This is a genomic window from Mucilaginibacter sp. P25, from assembly GCF_050859465.1.
Taxonomy (GTDB): Bacteria; Bacteroidota; Bacteroidia; order Sphingobacteriales; family Sphingobacteriaceae; genus Mucilaginibacter; species Mucilaginibacter gossypii.
The window spans coordinates 2,997,697-3,020,336 of the sequence record NZ_CP193937.1; the positions used below are offsets into that span (position 1 = coordinate 2,997,697).

20 protein-coding genes and 2 pseudogenes are annotated in these 22,640 nt (G+C 42.1%); 16 read left to right on the forward strand and 6 right to left on the reverse strand.

Annotated elements, in window-relative coordinates:
- The first annotated feature begins 172 nt into the window (after positions 1–172).
- The 3 genes from dnaE to ACRQ5D_RS15425 all read left to right on the forward strand — a co-directional run bounded on the left by dnaE (position 173) and on the right by ACRQ5D_RS15425 (position 4,364).
- Complete coding sequence (gene dnaE / locus ACRQ5D_RS15415) at positions 173–3,757, forward strand: DNA polymerase III subunit alpha (protein ID WP_091172660.1); 3,585 nt, start codon at positions 173–175, stop codon at positions 3,755–3,757.
- A 65-nt stretch (positions 3,758–3,822) separates the two neighbouring features.
- Entirely contained in the window at positions 3,823–4,053 is a 231-nt protein-coding gene (locus tag ACRQ5D_RS15420; protein ID WP_091172657.1) for an addiction module protein, read from the forward strand.
- Positions 4,054–4,094: 41 nt separating this feature from the next.
- Complete coding sequence (locus tag ACRQ5D_RS15425; RefSeq protein WP_091172655.1) at positions 4,095–4,364, forward strand: type II toxin-antitoxin system RelE/ParE family toxin; 270 nt, start codon at positions 4,095–4,097, stop codon at positions 4,362–4,364.
- Positions 4,365–4,390: 26 nt separating this feature from the next.
- Here ACRQ5D_RS15425 and ACRQ5D_RS15430 read toward each other — a convergent pair whose 3' ends face one another.
- Entirely contained in the window at positions 4,391–4,801 is a 411-nt protein-coding gene (locus tag ACRQ5D_RS15430; RefSeq protein WP_091172653.1) for a winged helix-turn-helix transcriptional regulator, read from the reverse strand.
- Between the two features lie 132 nt (positions 4,802–4,933).
- On the opposite strand from ACRQ5D_RS15430, the gene ACRQ5D_RS15435 reads away from it, so the two are divergent.
- Positions 4,934–5,698 carry an SDR family oxidoreductase gene (locus ACRQ5D_RS15435; RefSeq protein ID WP_091172651.1) on the forward strand — a complete coding sequence of 255 codons (765 nt, stop codon included), beginning with the start codon at positions 4,934–4,936 and terminating at the stop codon, positions 5,696–5,698.
- 95 nt (positions 5,699–5,793) lie between these two features.
- On the opposite strand, the gene ACRQ5D_RS15440 is transcribed toward ACRQ5D_RS15435, so the two are convergent.
- Positions 5,794–6,135, reverse strand: a complete 342-nt coding sequence (locus ACRQ5D_RS15440; RefSeq protein ID WP_091172648.1) for a hypothetical protein — start codon at positions 6,133–6,135, stop codon at positions 5,794–5,796.
- 597 nt (positions 6,136–6,732) lie between these two features.
- Here ACRQ5D_RS15440 and trxA point away from each other — a divergent pair.
- On the forward strand, positions 6,733–7,053 hold the full coding sequence (trxA, locus tag ACRQ5D_RS15445) for a thioredoxin (protein WP_090531998.1): 321 nt from the start codon (positions 6,733–6,735) through the stop codon (positions 7,051–7,053).
- A gap of 102 nt (positions 7,054–7,155) precedes the next feature.
- The gene (locus ACRQ5D_RS15450; protein WP_091172645.1) at positions 7,156–8,076 is read left to right on the forward strand and encodes a DUF58 domain-containing protein; all 921 of its coding nucleotides are present in this window, start codon (positions 7,156–7,158) and stop codon (positions 8,074–8,076) included.
- A gap of 177 nt (positions 8,077–8,253) precedes the next feature.
- Here the strand turns inward: ACRQ5D_RS15450 and ACRQ5D_RS15455 are convergent, their stop codons facing one another.
- Together ACRQ5D_RS15455 and ACRQ5D_RS15460 are read right to left on the reverse strand one after the other, a co-directional pair.
- On the reverse strand, positions 8,254–9,585 hold the full coding sequence (locus ACRQ5D_RS15455; RefSeq protein ID WP_091172642.1) for a sensor histidine kinase: 1,332 nt from the start codon (positions 9,583–9,585) through the stop codon (positions 8,254–8,256).
- A gap of 13 nt (positions 9,586–9,598) precedes the next feature.
- Positions 9,599–10,276 carry a response regulator transcription factor gene (locus tag ACRQ5D_RS15460; RefSeq protein WP_091172639.1) on the reverse strand — a complete coding sequence of 226 codons (678 nt, stop codon included), beginning with the start codon at positions 10,274–10,276 and terminating at the stop codon, positions 9,599–9,601.
- A 326-nt stretch (positions 10,277–10,602) separates the two neighbouring features.
- On the opposite strand from ACRQ5D_RS15460, the gene ACRQ5D_RS15465 reads away from it, so the two are divergent.
- From ACRQ5D_RS15465 to ACRQ5D_RS15475, 3 genes are all read left to right on the forward strand, one after another.
- Positions 10,603–11,088, forward strand: a complete 486-nt coding sequence (locus ACRQ5D_RS15465) for a hypothetical protein (RefSeq protein WP_431199940.1) — start codon at positions 10,603–10,605, stop codon at positions 11,086–11,088.
- 59 nt (positions 11,089–11,147) lie between these two features.
- Positions 11,148–11,951 carry a hypothetical protein gene (locus ACRQ5D_RS15470; RefSeq protein ID WP_431199941.1) on the forward strand — a complete coding sequence of 268 codons (804 nt, stop codon included), beginning with the start codon at positions 11,148–11,150 and terminating at the stop codon, positions 11,949–11,951.
- A 173-nt stretch (positions 11,952–12,124) separates the two neighbouring features.
- A complete protein-coding gene (locus ACRQ5D_RS15475) occupies positions 12,125–12,793 on the forward strand; it encodes a hypothetical protein (protein WP_091172635.1) in 669 nt (222 codons plus the stop codon).
- Here the strand turns inward: ACRQ5D_RS15475 and ACRQ5D_RS15480 are convergent.
- A complete protein-coding gene (locus ACRQ5D_RS15480; protein WP_432329457.1) occupies positions 12,790–13,275 on the reverse strand; it encodes a phosphatase PAP2 family protein in 486 nt (161 codons plus the stop codon). The genes ACRQ5D_RS15475 and ACRQ5D_RS15480 overlap by 4 nt on opposite strands.
- A 277-nt stretch (positions 13,276–13,552) precedes the next feature.
- On the opposite strand from ACRQ5D_RS15480, the pseudogene ACRQ5D_RS15485 reads away from it, so the two are divergent.
- A pseudogene (locus ACRQ5D_RS15485) lies at positions 13,553–15,486 on the forward strand (amino acid permease).
- Between the two features lie 5 nt (positions 15,487–15,491).
- Positions 15,492–15,905: a DUF5655 domain-containing protein gene (locus ACRQ5D_RS15490; protein WP_256337512.1), complete on the forward strand. Its 414-nt coding sequence runs from the start codon at positions 15,492–15,494 to the stop codon at positions 15,903–15,905.
- Between the two features lie 140 nt (positions 15,906–16,045).
- Here ACRQ5D_RS15490 and ACRQ5D_RS15495 read toward each other — a convergent pair.
- A pseudogene (locus ACRQ5D_RS15495) lies at positions 16,046–17,996 on the reverse strand (KUP/HAK/KT family potassium transporter).
- A 257-nt stretch (positions 17,997–18,253) separates the two neighbouring features.
- Between ACRQ5D_RS15495 and ACRQ5D_RS15500 the strand changes: the two are divergent.
- The 5 genes from ACRQ5D_RS15500 (at position 18,254) to ACRQ5D_RS15520 (ending at position 22,623) form a co-directional block, all read left to right on the forward strand.
- On the forward strand, positions 18,254–18,709 hold the full coding sequence (locus ACRQ5D_RS15500) for a T9SS type A sorting domain-containing protein (protein WP_176844542.1): 456 nt from the start codon (positions 18,254–18,256) through the stop codon (positions 18,707–18,709).
- 207 nt (positions 18,710–18,916) lie between these two features.
- Positions 18,917–19,528 (forward strand): fumarylacetoacetate hydrolase family protein, encoded by a 612-nt coding sequence (locus ACRQ5D_RS15505; RefSeq protein WP_091172625.1) that lies wholly within the window; start codon positions 18,917–18,919, stop codon positions 19,526–19,528.
- A 31-nt stretch (positions 19,529–19,559) separates the two neighbouring features.
- Entirely contained in the window at positions 19,560–21,248 is a 1,689-nt protein-coding gene (locus tag ACRQ5D_RS15510) for a M23 family metallopeptidase (RefSeq protein ID WP_431199943.1), read from the forward strand.
- A gap of 15 nt (positions 21,249–21,263) precedes the next feature.
- A complete protein-coding gene (gene bcp / locus ACRQ5D_RS15515) occupies positions 21,264–21,725 on the forward strand; it encodes a thioredoxin-dependent thiol peroxidase (protein WP_090531973.1) in 462 nt (153 codons plus the stop codon).
- A 52-nt stretch (positions 21,726–21,777) separates the two neighbouring features.
- The gene (locus ACRQ5D_RS15520) at positions 21,778–22,623 is read left to right on the forward strand and encodes a transketolase (protein WP_090531971.1); all 846 of its coding nucleotides are present in this window, start codon (positions 21,778–21,780) and stop codon (positions 22,621–22,623) included.
- Positions 22,624–22,640 lie beyond the last annotated feature (17 nt).

Below are 22,640 nucleotides of genomic sequence, written 5' to 3' on the forward strand. Positions count from 1 at the left end.
ATCAATATAAACAAATAACATGCTAAGTATAGCAGTTTGCTGTGTGTTGTTGTATAATTTACAAAATGGGGCGGCTTTAATTAAATTTCCACAGCGCTACTTTTTAACAGTCTACATCCCTAACTTGTTTTAACTTTGTACCTCATAAAGATTTTGTTGAAACGGATTTACTATGCCTGATTTTTCACACCTCCACGTACATACCCAATTCTCCCTGCTTGATGGGGCAGCCGATATTTCCAAGCTGTATAAAAAAGCCGCTAAGGATGGGATGAAGGCCCTTGCTATTACCGACCACGGCAACATGTTCGGCGTATTTAAGTTTGTAGCCGAAGCCGGTAAACACAATGTAAAACCCATTGTAGGTTGCGAGTTTTACGTGGTTGAAGACAGGCATAAAAAGCAATTTACCAAAGAAAATAAGGATGTTCGCCGCCATCAACTGATGCTGGCTAAAAACCCTACGGGCTACAAAAACCTGGTTAAGCTATGCTCATTGGGATATATGGAAGGGCTGTATAGCAAATGGCCTCGTATTGATAAGGAACTGATCTTAAAATACCACGAAGGTATCATTGCTACTACCTGTTGTATTGGGGCTTCGGTACCACAAGCCATTTTAAGGGATACGCCCGAAAATGCCGAAAAGGAGTTTAAATGGTGGCTGGATTTGTTTGGTGAGGACTTTTATATCGAGTTACAGCGTCACGAAATCCCGGAGCAGCAAATTATCAATAATGTGCTGCTCACTTATGCTAAAAAGTATAACGTAAAAGTGATTTGTTCAAACGATTCGCATTACGTGGATCAGCAAGACTCAAACGCGCACGATATTTTGCTTTGCGTAAACACAGGCGATATGCAAAGCACCCCAATAGCTACCGACGAGGAAGGTGGTAAAGGCTATCGTTTCGGTTTCCCTAACGATCAGTTTTACTTTAAAACACAGGAGGAAATGGGCAAGCTGTTCCATGACCTGCCCGAGTCACTGGATAATACCAATGAAATTGTTGACAAGGTGGAGGTGTTAAAGCTAAAACGCGATATCCTGCTGCCTAATTATGTAATTCCTGAAGAGTTTAAGATCCACAAAACACCCGATGCCGATACTTTAAATCAATGGGAATACCTGAAGCACCTTACCTTTATGGGCGCCAAGGAGCGTTATCGTGATATTAGTCCGGAAACCGAAGAACGCATCAATTTTGAGTTGTTCACCATTCGTACTATGGGTTTTGCAGGGTACTTCCTCATCGTGGCAGACTTTATAAAGGCTGGCCGCGATATGGGCGTGTTCATTGGCCCGGGACGTGGTTCGGCGGCGGGATCGGTAGTGGCTTACTGTACCGGGATCACGAATATTGATCCGATGAAGTACAACCTCCTGTTTGAGAGGTTCCTAAACCCCGACCGTAAATCGATGCCCGATATTGATACGGACTTTGATGATGCCGGTCGCCAGCGGGTTATTGACTATGTGGTTGATAAATATGGCAAAAACCAGGTAGCGCAGATCATTACCTATGGCTCGATGGCTGCCCGCACCAGTATCCAGGACGTGGGCCGTGTATTGGATATGCCACTGGCCGATGTAAGTGCCATGAAGAAACTGGTGCCTGAAACCCTGGGTATCACCCTCAAAGATGCCATTGAACAGGTGCCGGAACTAAAAGAGATCCTGAACGGTAACGACCTAAAAGCACAGGTATTGCGTGAAGCCGAAAAACTGGAAGGATCGGTACGTAATACCGGTGTACACGCCGCAGGTATCATCATTGCCCCTTATGACCTTACCGAGATTGTACCGGTAGCGACAGCAAAAGATTCGGACTTACTGGTTACCCAATATGATGGCCGCGTAATTGAGGATGCGGGTGTAATTAAGATGGATTTTTTGGGTTTAAAAACCCTTACCATTATTAAGGATGCCCTGCGCATGATCAGGCAAAATCATGGTGTGGTGATCGATATCGACTACATCCCGCTTGATGATATTAAAACTTATGAGCTTTATCAGCGCGGCGATACCAACGGTACTTTCCAGTTTGAAAGTGATGGTATGCAAATGTACCTGCGCGAGCTTAAGCCCGATAAGTTTGAGGATTTAATTGCCATGAACGCCCTTTACCGTCCGGGCCCGATAGAGTATATCCCAAACTTTATTGCCCGTAAGCATGGCCGCGAACCGATAGTGTTCGATTTACCTGACATGGAGGAATACCTGGGTGAGACCTATGGTATTACTGTGTACCAGGAACAGGTGATGCTTCTGTCGCAAAAGTTAGCAGGCTTTAGTAAAGGTGATGCCGACGTTTTGCGTAAGGCGATGGGTAAAAAGCAGATTGAGGTACTGAACAAGATGGAAGCCCAGTTCATGGACGGGGCGATAGCTAAAGGCCATCCAAAAGATAAGCTTACCAAAATCTGGACCGACTGGAAAGCATTTGCCCAGTACGCGTTCAACAAATCGCACTCTACATGTTATGCTTTCGTGGCATACCAAACAGCTTACTTAAAAGCACACTATCCGTCAGAGTACATGGCGGCGGTTTTGAATAACCAGAACAATATTGAAAAAATTACCTTCTTCATGGAGGAGTGCCGCCGTATGGGCGTTGAGGTATTAGGGCCGGATATCAACGAGTCGGACATGGCGTTTGCGGTGAACAAGCGTGGCCAGGTACGTTTCGGGTTAACCGGCGTAAAAGGTGTGGGTGATAAAGCGGTGGAAAGTATCATTGAAGAACGTAATGCCAACGGCCCGTTTGAAACAGTATATGATTTTGCAAGGCGTTCCAATACCCGTAGTGTCAACCGTAAATCTTACGAGAACCTTGTTTATGGTGGTGCGTTTGATGGCTTTGGAATTCCGCGTGCACAGTTTTTTGCCAAAACCGAGTTGGGTACATTAACAGGTGTTGAACGCCTGATCAAATATGCTAACGATTATCAGAATGTACAAAGCAGTTCGCAATCGTCATTATTTGGCGGTTCGGTGGCATCTTATGTACCAGAGCCTGCTATGCCTGATGTTGAAGAATGGCCGCTGATAGAAAAGCTGAAGTACGAAAAAATGGTTATCGGAATTTATTTGACCGGTCACCCCTTGGATAATTATAAGGTTGAACTTAAACGTTTTTGTAACGCAAACATCAGCGATTTGAAACTGATGCAAAAAGCCCGGTCAGGTGAAGGCGGCGAAGATGTAACTGCGGCGTTCAATGAACTACGCCGTCGCGGTGAGTTAAGGATAGGTGGCCTGGTATCAAGCGTTCAGCATAAAATGACTAAAACGGGTAAGCCATTCGGCACATTTGTGTTTGAGGATTACAATGAATCGTATGAGTTTGCGTTGTTTGGTGATGATTATGTAAAATTCCGTAATATGATGATGGAAGGCTACTTCCTGCATATTAAAGGAAACATTGAAGAAAAGTTCCGCCAGAAAGATAACTGGGATTTGCGCATCATGGTGATGGACCTGCTATCAGAAATGCGGGATAAACTTACCAAATCATTAACTGTTTGCATTGATGTACAAATGCTCAACAGTAAACTGCTGGATGATATCCAGCACATGATAGATGATAACAATCAAAAGTATCCAGTTAAAAATTGTAAGCTCCGTTTCCAAATCAAGGATAGGGAAGAGGTTATGCTTGTTGAACTGTCATCTAAATCATTCAAGGTAAATCCAAGCGATGATTTTATGGCGGGGATACATAGTTTGACTAATGAGGAGCCGGTGCTGAGTTAAGGTAGTTATGAAGCTTGATATAGTTAAATTTATAGGTTAAATTTGTTTAACAAGTGATCGTTATTATGGAAACAGAAGTTATTAGGGAAAGACTGCAAGAGTATATCCGTTTTGCTGACGATAAAAAAGTAGCCGCGATATATACCATGGTTGAGAGTGAGATACAAGATGAGCTTGATTTATGGGAGGATCAGGATTTTTTAAATGAAATGAAAAGCCGCGTAGATGATTATGAAAGTGGCAGAGTTGTTGGAATTCCCTGGGAGCAGGTTAAGAAAAATGCAAGAGCACGGTAGTTCTGATGAGATATAACATTTAATTACTTCCGAAAGCCGAAATAGAATATCAGAAAGCATACAGGTGGTATGAGGAGCAATTAACCGGATTGGGAGATCGTTTTGAAACCTCTGTTGAGCGAAAATTAAATAGTATAAGTAATAATCCTCTTTTTTATCCTAATAAAAGCGGGAAAATACGGGAATGTAAAGTGGATGACTTCCCTTTTTTGATCATTTTTAGAGTTTACTCTGAAAAGGGTCTCATCTTTGTTTATTCAATATTCCATACCAGTCGCCGTCCTGGTAAAAAATACAAGAAAAGCCTGTAGAGATATCGTTTTACAACATCTACATTTTACACTTCCACTTTCACCACCTCATCATCCTGTTTCACTAAAGTATAACAAGTATAATCAGGCTTAATTACTTCGCCATTAGCATTAGTTACAGTCATGTAATGGCTTCCCCATCTTTCGAGGGTGTAAAATATAGATGATAGTTCTTCGCCGATAGGGGTGAGGGAATATTCAACCCTTGGCGGTACTTCGGGAAAAATATGGCGGGATACTATGCCGTCTTCTTCCAGTTCGCGGATCTGTTGCGAAAGCATCTTTTCGGTCATGCCGGGGATGGCCCGGTTTATCTCGCTGTAACGCTTCTGACCGCTTAATAATTGGTTTATTATACTCAGTTTCCACTTACCACTAATCACGCTTAGGGCTGCTGCCATAGCGCAGGAGTGATCGGAATGTCTGTTTTTTGTCATAATGAAAAAGGCGATATGTCGATTGCATCAAACCGGTCCATAACCTACCAAAAAGTATGTTGCACACAAAATGGTGCATTCTTGTGGGTAGCTATAACTCACTGTACCTTTGATGTATCAATAACAAAGATAATGAAAAAGTTACAAGGAAAAACAGCAGTAATAACAGGCGGCAACAGTGGTATAGGCCTGGCCACAGCACAAGAATTCATCGCACAAGGTGCAAAAGTGATCATCACCGGCAGGAACCAAAAATCAATCAACGAAGCAATTGAAACACTTGGTGCTGATGCTCAAGGTGTAATTGCAGATAGCGGCGACATCAACCAGGTTAAGCAATTGGGTGAAAAGGTAAAAGCTATTGCCGAAAAAATTGACATCGTATTTGCTAATGCAGGTATTGGCCAGTTCAATTCAACTGAGCAAATGAGCGAGCAGATGTTTGATGATATCATGAACATCAACTTTAAAGGTGCCTACTTCAGTATTCAGCAATTGTTGCCTTTAATTAATGATGGCGGCTCTATCATCCTGAATACATCAATTAACGCACATATTGGTATGGCCGGAGCAACTGTTTATGCAGCAAGTAAAGCAGCATTGCTTTCATTAGCTAAAAACATTTCGGCCGAGTTGTTGCCACGTCGCATCAGGGTTAACTCTGTAAGCCCTGGTCCGGTTGTAACACCTTTACACACTGCCGATAAATTAGGCTTAACCCAGGAACAATTGGAAGGCATGGGTTCCGAACTGATCAAACAGATCCCAATGGGCCGTTTTGGTTTGGCCGAAGAAATTGCCAAAACAGTTACCTTCTTCGCTTCTGACGATTCAACATTTATAACCGGTGCCGAATTGATTGCTGACGGCGGTATGGCTACTTTGAAAGGTGCATAAACCCCTCTAAATCTCCCCTGAAGGGGAGACTTTTAAAAACCTATCTTCCGTGAAAATTTGATCAAGATATAATTCATGGAGGCATGATAAATTTATTAACTGATGACCGGCGGCTGTGGCTTCCGGTCATTTTTTGTTTTGATGAGGTAAATAATATAACTGAAGATACCAATAGATAAGGCGACTACCCCATCAATGAAAATGCCGCCGAAAAGTACGGCCATCTCGGGCATACCACATCGCCCGGCCGGGTGAGAGGATGAGGGTGGTGGTGGCGGAACAAGATACGGAAGGGCTGCAACTGTTAACGCTATGCCCAATCCCCATGACAATACGGTACTGCCTATTATAGGTAATATGATCCGACCCTTTATCCTTAATGATGAAAGGATCATTTGTACAACCGGGGCAATAAGCCAAATTAAAAAGATAAGCATTTCGATATAATTATATTGCTGCCTTTTCTTACATTAATTTATAGTACGTTATAAAACTACAAACTCCAATAACCGGAACTATAAAGCCTACATTTAAGATACCTATTGATATAAATATAGTGCATCCTATAGCACATTTGATATCGGCAGGTACGCTATATAGCGAAATCATAAAAGAAAGGGTGGCTAAGCCTGCTGCCAGCAAAAGCGACAAAAATATAATTATGGATAAAGGCAATTTGATTTGACCGTTTATCCTGCGTGATGATAGCTTAAACTGGAGTATCGGCGTAAAGAAGTTAAGTAACAGCGGGATAATAATCGTAAACATAATTCTATAGCTATGTGTTAATTAATACCCCCAATGTTAAAAAGTAACCCGCCGCTATAGTTGTAAATATGCTTTGGAAATAGGTAATTTGTGTTAATACGTCATGTCGCAAGGAGGTATTTAAGGGTGTAAATGCGACAAATGGTCATGCCTGCGTTAAGGCTGCGTATTATAATAATATAATTGTCACATTGTCAGTAGTACACTTGTGGCAAGCAATTTGAATAGCATATATTTGTAAGTACAAAATTTAAAAAATAGAAATCATGGCTTTAGAAATAACTGATGCAAACTTTGACGAGCTTGTCCTGAAATCAGACAAACCGGTATTAATTGACTTTTGGGCAGAATGGTGCGGTCCGTGTAGGATGGTAGGTCCGGTAGTTGAAGATATTGCTAAAGAATATGAAGGCAAAGCTGTTGTTGGTAAAGTAGACGTTGACAACAACCCAGGTATATCTGTAAAATATGGTATCCGTAACATCCCTGCCTTATTGTTCTTCAAAAATGGCGAAATTGTGGATAAACAAATCGGTGCTGTGCCAAAATCAGTATTAACTGATAAACTGGTAAAACAGTTAGCATAACCCTTAAGCTTATTTAATGCTACACATTGTAGCATTAACACAACATACTTTTTGAAAGAGCGTTGCAATTTTGCAGCGCTTTTTTTATGCCTATATTAGCCTATGACCAAATTAAACGATGATCAGCAAATAAGGCAGCTGGCGAATCTTGAATTGCTGGCCCGGCAGGTGGTTGAAGGTTTTATTACTGGTTTGCACCAAAGTCCCTTTCATGGCTTTTCGGTTGAGTTTGCCGAACACCGATTGTATAACAACGGCGAATCGGTAAAAAATATCGACTGGAAGCTGCTGGCCCGTACCGATAAATTGTTTGTAAAGCAGTTTGAGGAAGAAACCAATCTTCGCTGTTTTTTGCTGCTGGATACTTCATCATCCATGAACTTTCCTGAAACGGGTACCAATAAACTCCAGTTTTCTGTTTATGCCATAGCATCGCTCATGTACCTGTTTAAAAAACAACGCGACGCTTTTGGACTTTGTCTTTTTTCGGATAAAATAGACTGGATCAGCGCGGCGAAATCAACCACTACACACCTGTTTTATTTATATGCCGAGCTGGAAAAAATGTACGCCAGTCCAAAAGTAAATACGCAAACCAATATTACCAATGTGCTGCATCATATAGCCCAGGAAATCCATCAGCGTTCGTTGGTGATCATTTTTAGCGATATGCTGGAAAATAATCTGGATGCCGAAAAACAGCAGGCTTTGTTTGCTGCTATCCAACATTTGAAATTCAATAAACATGAAGTGGTGATTTTCAACGTTACCGATAAGCAAAAAGAGCTTGAGTTTAATTTTGATAACCGCCCTCATCATTTTATTGATATCGAAAACGGTGACGAACTGAAAGTGAACCCGGCCCGCATCCGCGACGCCTACAAGGCATCGTTAAAGGAGTATCGCCATCAGCTGGAGTTAAAATGCGCACAGTATCATATTGATCTGGTTGATGCCGATATCCATGAAGGCTATCATCATATCCTGAACACTTACCTGGTTAAGCGGAATAAGATGATATAAGAGATTATTTTGTAAAAAAGGCGTCATTGCTTCGTACCTCGCAACGACGGTAGTTTTTTGATTGGGTTTTCTTGAAAACAAAAAAAGGCCATTCCCATCTGGAAAACGGCCTCTATAGTTAAATAGGGGATCTACTTACAAAATAAACTTTGTAAATGTATTGATACAATGTGAAGATTAAGTGAAGTCAAGCTCGCGGTTAAATATGAGATAGATACTGGTACCCCTGTCTTTTACCGAATCTATTTTTACCCGGATGCCATGAAAAGCGGTAATACTTTTCACAATAGCTAAACCAAGGCCGTAGCTTTCTTTTTCTTCAGTCTCAAATTTTTCAAAACGGTTAAAAGCGTTTTCTATTTGTTGTTGGTTCATCCCCGCACCTGTGTCTGTAATTTCCAGTATATAAACATCTTCCTTCAATTCATCGGCAACGGTAATACTGCCTTTGGGTTTATTGTATTTAATTGCATTGTTTATCAAATTGAACAATAGGGTATGCATTAGGGGGCGGTTACCCATAATGGAGTAGATGTATTTAATGTTATTGTTGAAGGTGAGATGCTTTTCTTCCAAACGGTCTTCCAGTTCTTCCTGTATCTCCATAATTACGCCTGCTATCATCACCACATCGGTCTTGGCATACTGGTTATTTTCAACTTTTGATATTAGCAGCAGGCTATTGATGATAGATTTAAGCCGGTTTAATGTTTTCAGCGAGGCGTGCATTTTGTTTTCGCTGGCTTCGCTGAGTTCTTCCTGCAATAAAATATTCTCCAACCGCGAGCTGATAATTGATATGGGCGTAAGTAACTCATGCGATACATTGGCAATAAACTGTTTTTCCAGAGCAAACAGGTTACTGATCTTTTTCATGAGTGTGCTGATACTGTCATCAAGCAGTTCGAAATCCTGTGTGGTGGTCTGGATCTTTTCATAATCAAAGTTCATAGGATCATTTACTTTGATCAGCTTGCGGTCGATGATCTTATAAAAGGGCGCAAGCAAAAATTTGGTAAACACCAGGTCGCTTACCAGCGTGAGGGCGAGTGCTATTATCAATGTCAAAAGGGTAAACCTTTTAATGATGGATTTTAATTCCTCAACAGAGGTAACCGCTACGCCAATTTCAAGTAAATAGGTATGGTTATTAAAATTAAACTGATGAGTAAGTATGCGATAAGTTTGCGTTACACTTTCATTAGTTCGGATTTCTGTAGTAAACTTTGCATCTTCGGTAACTGTGGGTTCAAACTTAACCGGTTTTATAATAATAAATTCCTCTTTTAAAATATTGTAGTCCTTATACGTTCTTTGAGTTGATAGATAGCCATTGATCTCTTTTGAACTTAGGTTTTTGAGTATTTCCTTTTCATCATCCTCCAATCTAAGCTCAACATGGTCATAAGAAATTTTTTCGATAGAAAGCAGGATAAGCAGGCCAGTGAAAAGTATAATGGCTAATTTGGTTAATGTATTATAAAGGGCCAGTTTTACCTGTAATTTCATGAGGCTGTCAATTTCAGATGTTGATACGGTAGCCGATGCTCCTTACGGTTTCAAACCAATCTATAGGAATATATGCCGATAGCTTTTTACGCAGGTTTTTAACGTGCACATCCACAAAGTTAGAGTCGGAATTTATTTCCAATACATCGCCCCAAACATGTTCGGTGAGGTTGGTGCGCGATATTACCCTGTTTTTGTTAAGCACCAGGTAGTTGAAGATCTCGAACTCTTTTTTGGTGAGGGTTATGCGCTCATCGTTGTAAGTAACGGTACGGTTTTGTATGTTGATCTTTAAGCCTTTAACATTGATATCATTACTCTCCAGGCGGTGTTTGCGTCGGGTGATGGCGTGCATGCGGGCTAATAGCTCGTTTAATGAAAACGGCTTTGCCAGGTAATCGTCGGCACCCTGTTCAAGGCCCGATACCCGGTCGTCAACAGCGCCGCGTGCGGTGAGGATAATTACAGCATCTTCGCGCTCGTTCATGCCTTTCAGCATTTTAAGCAGGTCAAAGCCGTCACCGTCGGGCAATCCCAGGTCAAGCAGGATAAAGTCATAATTGTTTACGAAGATTTTTTCCGATGCCGATTTTTTAGTGCGGGCATGTTCAACCGTAAAACCTTCGTGGCTTAAAAATTCATCAACCTCAAGCGCAAGGCCTTTTTCGTCTTCAACAATTAGTACGTTCATAATTGTGCATTTACAGGAACTATCAATAAGGGTTACAGGATCAAGATTATTCACGGCGGGCAAAATACCGTACCGAAGATTAATAAAGTATGAAGATAGGCTTTTATAGCGTCCTGTAAAGTGCCATTTTTTTAAATCTTGCGTTTAAATTAAAAAAGCTCAAATCAATTTGCGCCGATTGGTGTTACAAACTAAAAGCTACCACTTCATTGTATGAGACTTTCTATCGAACGCAAACCCATCCGGGTAAATCCAGATCCGAAACGTGTAATAGCAAGATTTTTTTTAATGGGAACGATCGCGCCAAAGAGGTTATTGAGCGTGTAATGTTAATCAGCGAAGATGATGCTTTTGGCATTGTATCGCCCTTGCTGCAGGAATATTCCAAAAGGCACCGTAATATTACCCGGGTGCTCAACAGGCATTGCAGCAAGCTTAAGCCTTTGTTTTTAGAGCTCAATATTGATTTTGATACGCTTACCGTTTACCGCAAGCTGCTCATTGGGTCTTATTTTACGCATGAGTATTCTATTGAATCGGCCGCCTTCTTTAATCCCTCGATAGTTGAAGATCCCGACCAAACTGAGCTTGAAGACGGCCAGCGCAGGGTGATCATCAGTTTCCGGGCGGTAGGCGAAGGGCATATCTCTTCCATAACTTTTCGCCGGGCCTTGATAGATAAGGATAACAACATCAGCATACAACCTGCGGGCAGTTACATTGATGAGGCCGAAATTGTGAGAAATGCCGTTTATAATAAAAAGCTTTTTTTGAAAAAGCTGCCATCACCCAAATTAATATTGATGTTATAAGTGAGCTGGAATCAAAACTCGATCATCATTTTGAGTACGCCAACCTGCGCCGGATCATTATGGATTCGCAAAAACTGCAGGAAGACGATATGAAGCGGCTGGAGTATGACAAGGTACTTTGGCTTGCAGATTCCTATTATGAAATTGTTTTTTCACTGGATACCGATATTTCCGACAGGGTGATCTTCCCGATATCCGAATATGAACGTAAGGGTATTGAGGATGCCCGTTTTGTACAGTTTACCAACGATGACGGCAGCAAACTGTACTATGCTACTTATACCGCCTACGATGGCTCCCTGATTATGCCTAAGCTGCTGCAAACAACCGACTTTTATAATTTTAAGATCATGCCTTTGTACGGTGCGGGTGCACAGAATAAAAACCTGGCCTTGTTTCCACGCAAAGTGAACGGCAAGTATGTGATGATATCGCGGATAGACGGCTGCAATAACTATATCATGTATTCGGATAAGATCAATATTTGGGAAAAGCCGGTGATGCTGCAACAGCCTAAATTTAGCTGGGAGTTTGTGCAGATAGGTAATTGCGGCTCGCCCATTGAAACACCCGATGGATGGATCATGATAACCCATGGCGTTGGTCCCATGCGCCGTTATGTGCTGGGTGCAAGTCTGCTTAAACTGGATGACCCAACGGTTGAAATTGGCCGCCTGCGCGAGCCTTTGCTGATCCCCAACAGTGATGAGCGGGAAGGCTATGTACCTAACGTGCTTTATTCATGCGGGGTAATTGTACACAACAATAAACTCATTATTCCATACGGTGTTTCAGACTCATCAACTGCCTTTGCCGAAGTATGCCTGGATGAGCTTTTGAATAAACTTAAAGCCTTTATTTAAGCGCAAAGCCGAAGGCTGAAAGCGAAAAGCTTTGTGTTTGAAAAGCTTTCAGCCTTAAGCTTTCAGCTTTTAGCTTGTATTTATATTGTTGATTATAAGTCATTTAACTTTCATATAAATCTCATAATGTATTATTAGTTAAAACTTATTCTTCTTTTTCAAGTTAAATAAATATGAAAAAGATAATTTTAAGCTTAAGCATAATACTGTTTTCGCTTACAGGTTTTAGCCAGGCACTTAAACCTGTAAAGATAGATAGCCTTGTCACGGTTTCATTACCCGAAGGCTTTACTAAAAAGGATACATTAGGCCAGCAGATATACCAGGGTAGTGCATCATTAGGTAATATTCTTGTTTTACGCGTGCCAAACGCTAATACAAAACCTTTAAACAAGGAGAGCGACTTGAAAGATGTATTTAAAACCTACATCAAAGGTATTCAAAAACAATCTGTTAATGGCAGTGTAATGTATCCGCGTGATACCACTATCGGTAAACTGGAAGGAAAGGTATTCACCCTCAGGATTGATAACAGCGGTTCAACCGGCGAATCTCCGGAGTTAAGAAATTTTATCCTGCTGTATACCCAGGACGTAACCTATACTTTTGAATATAACTATCCGGAGCAGAGACTTGATCTGGCAAAGGCCGAACTGAAACAATTTTCCAGTTCTATCAAAATCGCACCTACTTTGGATCGCCGCGATCAGTATTTGTCTGACGCAAAAGGCATGTCCGCCCCGGCCAAAATAGGTATTTATGGCGGCGGCGCCGTTATAATATTGATTATCGTATTAACCGTGATCAAACGTAAAAACAGTCAGTTGGAAGCTGGAGTTTAATTAGCGACAGGGGCTTTTTTGAATACGTTATCGAGCAGGCCCCGGTTCCATTTGGCCGAATTGATGAACTGCTTACCATCAAGCCATGTTAGCCAAAATATAGTAACAAACACACCAATAGCCGAGCCGGCAAGCACGTCTTCATAAAAGTGCTCGGTTAAATAAATTCTTGAATAGCCAACCATTATGGCAACAAACAAGGCTGGGATTCCCCAGCCTTTGTTTTTACAGAGGTACGTTATGACCAGCGCGGCAGAAAAAGCACTCACCGTATGTCCGGACGGAAAACTGTATTTCTCCAATATATAAACACCTTCTACGGTATGTACCCTGCTCCACTGGCTGGCAAAGTATAGCTTTGGCCGGGGGGCGATATAAATGTATTTAAGGATTTGTGCCGCGACGGATGTTATGGCATAGCTGGAGGCCATTAACAGCCAGCTGCGGTAACTGAATAAAAGCATAGCAAGTGATACTATCACGGCTGTGGTGCCGTCGCCGATATCTGTAACATAAGGCTCAATGGTATCAAGCCAGGGGTGGTGCCAACCATTAACCGTAAAAAAATAGCTTCACGGGTAAATAGCAGTTTGATAGTCAGGCAGGTGGCTAAAAGGATAAGGTAAAGGATAAAAAAAGGGCGGATCCTGTGCAACACGTCTTTTATTCCTATCTTCATGTTGCAAAGTAAGCATATACTTATTCAATGCAAAAAAATGATTAATTTTGAGATTGGTTAGCACTTATTAATTAAACTACATGTCGAAAAGTATCTTTCGTAAAAAGTCGGTAGCAAAAATTTTAAATGATGTTGAATGTGGTTTTAGTGATAGTGAGCATCCCGGTACAACGTCATCCCAACTCAAAAAAGAACTTAACGTAAAAGACCTCACCCTCATGGGCATAGCCGCCGTTGTGGGGGCAGGTATATTTTCGACAATTGGCGAAGCCTCTTTCCACGGCGGCCCTGCGGTTTCCATCCTGTTTATTTTAACCGCTGTTACCTGCGGCTTTTCGGCTCTTTGTTATGCCGAGTTTGCCTCGCGTATCCCGGTTGCGGGCAGTGCGTATACCTACGCTTATGCCTCTTTTGGTGAATTGATAGCATGGATCATTGGCTGGGACTTGTTAATGGAATACGCCATTGGCAACATCGCAGTAGCCATTTCCTGGAGCGAATACTTTGTAAACCTGCTGGAGGGCTTTCATATCCATATGCCCAAGTTTCTGACTATGGACTATGTTTCGGCCCTGCGTGGGCATGAGCAGGTTCAGGCAGCAGGTACAAACCTGGCTGATATCAGTGATAAAGTAAAAGCAGAAGCACTGGCCTGGGATCAGGCGCCGGGCATAGGCGGTTTTAAGCTCATTGCCAATTTACCGGCCCTTTTAATTGTTATCATCATCACCTACCTTGTTTATATTGGTATCCGCGAAACAAAAAAGGCCACCAATGCCATGGTGGTTTTAAAGATAGTGATTGTTATAGCGGTTATAGTGGTGGGTTTTTTTACGTAACACCTGCCAACTGGCACCCGTTTATGCCTAACGGTTTCAGTGGTGTTATGAAAGGGGTATCAGGGGTGTTTTTTGCTTATATCGGCTTTGACGCCATCTCAACCACAGCCGAAGAATGTGAAAGGCCCCAGCGCGACCTGCCCCGCGGCATGATCTATTCGCTGGTGATTTGTACAGTATTGTATATCCTGATAGCATTGGTGCTTACCGGCATGGTAAGTTATAAAGACCTGCAGGTTGGTGACCCACTGGCCTTTGTTTTTGCAAAGGTGGGCTTAAATAAGATTAGCTATGTGATCTCCATCAGTGCAGTTGTTGCTACAGCGAGTGTATTGCTGATATTCCAGTTAGGCCAGCCCAGGATCTGGATGAGCATGAGCCGCGATGGTTTATTGCCTAAAGCATTTTCACGTATCCACCCAAAATATCAAACACCTGCTTTTGCCACGGTAGTAACCGGTTTTGTGGTGGCTATACCGGCTCTGTTCATGAATCTTACCGAGGTGACCGATTTGACCAGTATAGGTACCCTGTTTGCATTTGTACTGGTTTGCGGCGGTGTGCTGTTGCTGCCGCGTGAAGAGGCTGTTAAAGGCAAATTCCATTTACCATATGTGAATGGTAAATTTATTATACCAATTATCACACTGGTGATTTTAGGCTCGGTTGCCTGGTTTAAACCGGCCGCGCAGGTTGAAATGATGCAGTTTAAGAAGCTAAAAGACCGTAGCGATATCATTGATAACATGGACAACAATGACAAGCTGAGCCTGCTTAAAACTACCAATCAGCTTTATAACGCTAATGTAACTGTCCAGCCCGACTCGGCTAAAAAATATTTTAAGGATATAGAAGAGGATAAATTCAATACCGCACTAAGGCAAACGAACGATATCAGCGATGCTAAGAAGTATTATTTAGGTTTTGACGGCTTCCTGTATAATTTCCCTAACTATCTTTTCTTTATACTAATCATTATTATAGCGGTTTATAGCTTTATTAAAAACTTCTCGCTCATCCCTGTTTTGGGGCTGATGAGCTGCTTTTACCTCATGACCGAGCTTGGCTATACCAACTGGCTCAGGTTTTTGATATGGCTGGTGATTGGCTTAGTGATTTATGCCACCTACAGTTATAAAAACAGCGTACTGGGGAAAGAACCCAAAACCGCTTAAAACCTATGTGGAACTGCCCCTTATGCGAACGTGAATTTACCGCTACCAACCAGGTGCATTCATGCTGCGACAGGGAGCTATCGGAAGCGCTAAGCGGCAAAACGGCCCATACCATAGCGCTGTTTGATCATTTGGTTGACGAGTACCTGCAAATTGCCGAAATTAAAGTTTATCCTACCAAAAGCATGATCGCATTGGGAGCAAGGATAAACTTTGCTTATGTTGCCCAATTAGGTAAAAACTTTATTGATGTGGTATTTCCGTTTAAACAGGTTTATGACGATAACCTGTGCTTCAGTAAAATAAAACAAGTGCCCGGCACCGATCAGTATAATCACTACTTCAGGATGTATTTTAAGGAAGATATTAATGATGAGGTGCGGAAATATATGCGGATGGCCTGGGAGAAAAGCAAGTGACTATATAACTACCGCAGGCTTTCAGACTGTGGGTGGCATAGTGTAAGCTTTCAGCTTACACACTTGAGCTGAAAGCCCGTAGTAGATTGAAAAACAAAAGCCTCCCGTTTCCGGAAGGCTTTCAATATTAAAGGGGGAATTTAATTAACCCGGTGAATTTCAATCGCCTCAGGTATAGCAAGCACCAGCGGCACTTTCTCTACCGTTACAAAGCTCAGGTCGAGGCCAAAACCGCGCTCTTCGGATAAGCTCACTTTTTTAAGCTGCTTGTAGTAATCCATTATAAATCTTTCGATGAATGACAGGTTGTGTGAGCGTGAGAAGATCTTTTCGATCACCACAAAACGGAAATCGCCGACAATTTTATGCCTGTTCAGTGACTTGTAGGTACTGGTAATATCAACCTCGCCTTTTTTAACAAGATCTTCTACCACTTTCCTGAATAGCAGGTTTATTTGCTGTTCAACGCGGAAACCGAGCTTAAAGTCAATCCGGATGAGTTTGTTTGGCACTAAATGGTCAACTTCGTATTCGCGTTTGTAAGGTCTCGTCCACTACGTCAACGTGTACAAGCCAATAAACATCTGCACGTTTAGGCTGTTTTTGCAGTATGGAATAAACAATTTTTGATTCAATTTCTGAATTGAAGTTGGCGCTGGTTAAATAAACCAACTGCGAAGCATATTTAGGCACACTTTCATCAGAGCTTAGCTCCTTTATTATATCAAAATAGTCTTCTATCTCAACAAACTTCACATAGCGGTTCCTGATCTTGCGGGCGGTATGCCATGTCCACATTACGGTGAACAGCACAAAACCGATGGAGAGGGTAAACCAACCACCATCTAAAAACTTGTGCAGGTTACCGGTAAGGAAGGTTCCTTCAATAAGCAGGTAAACCGCCAAAAACGTATTGATGATATAGTTAGGTACTTTTTTGCGTTTCAGGAATTTGGATACCAGTATGGTGGTCATGAGCATGGCTACGGTGATACTTAAACCGTAAGCAGCCTCCATTTTATCCGAGTGTTTGAATATTAGCACCACACCTAAACAACCGGCCCAAAGGAGCCAGTTAACACTGGGTACATATAACTGTCCTTTTTGCTCTGATGGATAGTTGATCCTAACTTTTGGCCAAAGATTAAGCCTTACAGCTTCGGCAATGAGCGTAAACGAACCTGATATCAGCGCCTGGCTGGCAATGATAGCCGCTACTGTAGCTATGCCGATGCCATATATCAGGAACCATGTTGGCATGATTTGGTAAAAGGGGTTTTGAGCATTAAGGTCCATAACGTGGCCGTTACGCTGTAGCAACCAAACTGCCTGGCCTAAATAGTTTAGGATAAGACAAATTTTTACATACACCCAGCTTACGCGGATATTGGCTTTACCGCAGTGGCCAAGATCGGAGTACAATGCTTCGGCACCTGTGGTACACAGAAACACGGCACCCAATATAATGAAGGCGCCATCGCTTGAACTCGACGTAAGCAATTTAATGGCATAGTACGGGTTTAACGAGCGGATGATCCATGGATCATGTACGATATAGGTAACACCTAAAAAGCCCATCATCGTAAACCAGACGAACATGATAGGCCCGAATGCCTTACCTACCAGTGACGTACCGAATTGCTGTATGATAAATAAAGCGGTAATAATGGCCATTACCACATATACAGTAGGCAAGTTAGGGTAATAGGTTTGCAAACCTTCAATAGCCGATGATATGGTAATTGGCGGGGTAATAATGCCATCGGCCAAAAGGGCGCAGCCTCCTACAACCGCCGGTACAATAAGCCATTTTGCTTTACGCCGTACTAATGAAAACAGCGAGAAAATGCCGCCTTCGCCCTTGTTATCCGCCCTTAGGGTTATCACCACATACTTTAAAGTGGTTTGCAGGGTTAATGTCCAAAAAATGAGCGAAACACCTCCAAGAATTAATGTTTCTGAAATTTGACGCTGGCCAACTATAGCCTTGAATACGTATAATGGGGAGGTACCAATATCACCGTAAATTATTCCTAAACTGATTAGAAAGCCCGCGGCTGACAGTTTATGCAGATCTTTATGATTTGACACTTTTATGATTTAGAGATGGCAAAAATATTAATTTTTTTGGTTAAACCATTACAATGATTAAACGTATAAGGAAATTATGTGTCTATTATACAATAAGGCTGTGCATTTTGTTAAAATTTGTTAAAAAGTTTTACAAAAACACTAATATTTAATGGGATGAAGGCATTATTTATACTTTTGTAGAATCATACTAAATAATGAGGCGAAATTTTACATATTCTTATGTTTATACCTACACATGGGTCGTGATAATTGCGATGGCAATTTTCGTGAACTTCGCCTTTGTTGCCGATGGTCATTCGCTAAAGTCTGATACCGTGTATCTTAGGGGTAAAACTAAAGCTGCCAAAACCTCTTATTTGAAGAATGGCTTGCACCTCTCGCTTCCTCCATTAAAACCCGCTGTTACTTCAAGTGTAAAATTGAATGTATCCCGGCCCGATGATAAACTACTAAGCGATGTGCAATTGTACCCTAACCCGGTAACCGACCAGATCAATCTTAAATATTCCATTTCGCGCAATGCCAACGTAACCATTAAAATAATGGATGTGCTGGGCAACGATATTTCTACCCTGTTTTCTCAAAGGGTTGAATCCGGCGATCATAATCTGAATTACCCGATCAGCAATAAGCTGGTCCGTGGTTTTTACTTTGTCCGCGTTGTTGCCGGTACCGAATCCGTTATCAAAAGGATTTCGGTTATTAATTAAATTCGATTAAAATTAATTTTTTCACTTTTGACTGCCCCAGCGGGGCAAAAGGTTTGTAGCAATTGAATGAACCCTATTTGGGTGTGCCAGAGGTACTTGCCTGCGTAAGTTTTACTTGAGGGGAACGTCAAATTATTAATACAACATTATAAACCTTCTCCTCAAACCCATCAAATTTTTTAGCTTTGGCGATTATAGCGTTCATTTATGAAAATTATTGCCATTGGCCGCAACTACGCCGAACACGCCAAAGAACTCAATAACCCGGTACCCACAACGCCGGTTATCTTCATGAAGCCCGATACGGCCTTATTAAAAGAGAACAAGCCTTTTTATCATCCCGATTTTTCGGAAGATGTACACCATGAAATTGAATTGGTTTTGAAGATCAGCAAAGAGGGCAAGCACATCAGCGAAAAGTTTGCCGCTAATTACTATGAAGAAATTGGCTTAGGTATTGACTTTACTGCACGCGATGTTCAGGCACGCCACAAAGAAAAAGGCCTTCCCTGGGAACTGGCTAAAGCCTTTGATGGCTCGGCGCCCGTCAGCACTTTTGTGCCTAAAACCAAGTTTGAATCTGTTTATGATATCAACTTTAAGCTGGATATTAACGGTGAAACCCGTCAGCAGGGCAACACCCGCGATTTGCTTTTTTCGTTTGAGAGCATCATTGCCTTTGTTTCAAAATACATCACCCTAAAAAAGGGCGACCTAATATTTACCGGCACCCCACCAGGTGTATCAAAAGTAAAAATCGGCGACAGACTTGAGGGATACCTCGAAGATGAGAAAATGCTCGATTTTTACGTTAAGTAAGCATGATAAAAAAATATTGGTTACAGGGGCAATGTGTTTAGCGCTTTATTCAAACGCATTTGCTCAAAATATTATACAAAGCAGGGCTTACCCGCAAAACTATTTCAGGTATCCGCTTGATCTTACGCCGCCCACTACAGCCGGTTCATTTGGCGAGTTAAGGCCGTCACATTTCCACTCCGGGCTCGATTTTAAAACCAACCAGCGGACAGGCTACCCTGTACATGCCGCTGCCGAAGGTTACATATCAAGGGTACGTGTACAGTTTGGTGGGTTTGGGAGGGCTATTTATATTACCCATCCCAATGGGTATACTACGGTTTACGGCCATTTGCAAAGCTTTAGCCCGGCGGTTATTGATCTGGTAAAGAAATACCAGTACGAGCACCAAACCTTTGAGGCTGATTTTAATCTTACACCAACACAGGTGCCGGTAAAAAAGGATGAGGTTGTAGCTATTTCAGGAAATGCCGGTGCATCGGCCGGGCCGCATGTGCACTTTGAGATCAGGGACAGTAAAACAGAGGAAACTATCAATGCACAGCTATTTGGTTTAACCATTCCTGATAAAGTGCCGCCTACAATTACCGCTATTGGTATCTATCACCTCAACGGAAAACCGTTCAGCGAAAAAACACCTAAAGAGTTTTTAGGCGTTACGGGCTCAGCAGGTAATTATCATCTCCTTAAACCACAAACGCTGGAACTAAGCGGTAATATCGGATTCGGGATTAATACCAGCGATATGAACAGCACGTCGTTTAATCATAACGGCGTTTATTCAATAGAGCTAAAACTGGATGGCAAAACCGTGTATACCTTTGCGGTTGAACGTTTCGCGTTTGATCAGACCCATGCTATCAATGCATATATAGATTACCCTGCATTTGAATCATTCCGCAGGTGGATGCAGAAATGTTTCATTCTGCCCGGCAGCCGGATTTCATTGTATCCGCAATCGGTAAATAACGGCATCATTACGTTTGATGATAACGCGACGCATGATGTGGAGTATATTGTAAAGGATGTGGCTGGCAATACAGCATCGCTTAACCTGAAGGTTAAATCATCGCCGTTTACAAACCCACAGCCTGTGAAACCTATCGGTACTATGTTTTACTATGACAAGCGGAGTGAGTTTAGCAACGACAAAGTGAAAGTGGTCATTATGCCAGGTAACCTTTATGATGACCTTGATTTCCAATATTCAGCATCAGCCAAACCCGTGGGGGCTTATTCGGCCATGCACCATATCCATAACCGGCTTACACCCATTCATGATAGCTATGAGATCTGGATTAAGCCCGATGTTGACCTGGGTAAGTACACTGATAAGGCGGTTATTGTAAGTTCTTGGGGCGGCTGCCAGGGTGGTTACTTTAAAGATGGCTATGTGATATCGCAGGTGAGCGCCTTTGGCGACTATTGTATCAAAGTAGACACTGTGCCGCCCGTTATCCATCCGCTTAATATTAAAAATGGCAGTAATATGAGGGCTGCGCGCAGTATTAACTTCAGGATGAGTGATAATTTATCAGGAATTAAGAGTTATACCGGTACCATTGATGGCAAATGGGTGCTGATGGAGCACGATTATAAAAGTAAAATATTAAGTTACACCTTTAATAGCGATATTGCACCCGGTAAACACGTGTTTAAGTTGACTTTAGTTGATAACAAGAATAATTTTTCGGAATTTTCCGCCGATTTTTCCAGATAAGTACCTAAATAAGCCATGACAACATTAAAAGAAGGCGATAAAGCTCCTGCTTTTACCGCTAAAGATCAAAACGGCAAAGAAGTATCCCTTGCCGATTACAAAGGGAAAAATGTGATCCTTTACTTTTATCCTAAAGATGATACCCCCGGCTGTACTGCCGAATCATGCGATTTCAGGGATAACTATCAATCACTTTTAAGCAAAGGTTTTGAGGTGATAGGGGTAAGCACCGACGACGAAAAATCGCACAAAAAATTTGAAACCAAATATAGCCTGCCATTTACCCTGATAGCCGATAATGAGCTTAAAATTGTAGAAGCTTACGGCGTATGGGTTGAAAAAAACATGTACGGCAAAAAATATATGGGTACAGCCCGTACCACATTTATAATTGATGCAGAAGGGGTTATTACGCATGTGATCAGTAAGGTTGATACTAAGGCCTCGTCACAACAGGTGCTCGATCTTATAAAATAAGTGTTAAAAACACAATCAAAATAGCTACTTTAGCAGTTCCTAAATTCCATTAATGAAAGCAGACTTACAAACATTAGAAAAAACCGCGTCACAAATCAGGCGCGACATTGTACGCATGGTACATGGCTGTCAATCAGGCCACCCGGGCGGCTCATTGGGCTGTACCGATTTCTTTACCGCATTGTATTTTTCGGTAATGAACCACGATCCTAAATTTAATATGGATGCAGTTGGCGAAGATATTTTCTTCCTGTCAAACGGCCATATTTCCCCCGTGTTTTACAGCACATTGGCACATGCCGGTTATTTTGATAAAGCCGAACTGGCAACTTTCCGTAAACTGAATGCGCGTTTACAAGGTCACCCAACCACACATGAGCATCTTCCGGGTATCCGTATTGCTTCGGGTTCATTGGGACAGGGTTTATCGGTAGCTATCGGCGCTGCATTGGCAAAAAAATTAAACGGTGATAAATCATTGGTGTTTACCCTGCATGGCGATGGCGAAATCCAGGAAGGCCAGATTTGGGAAGCTGCGATGTTTGCCCCGCACAATCATGTTGATAACCTGATCTCAACTATCGATGTTAACGGTCAGCAAATTGATGGTCCAACCAAACAGGTACTTTCATTAGGCGATCTTCGAGCGAAATGGGAAGCTTTTGGCTGGGATGTATTGGATATGAAAGGTAACGATATGGCGGATGTGGTTAGGGTGCTTGAAGAAGCAAAAAGCCGCACAGGTCAGGGTAAACCGATCATGATCCTGATGCATACCGAAATGGGCTACGGTGTCGATTTTATGGTAGGCAGCCACAAATGGCACGGTGTTGCGCCAAATGATGAGCAGCTTAAACTGGCGTTAGATCAGTTAGAGGAAACACTGGGCGATTATTAATTCACCTCCTCCGGCTT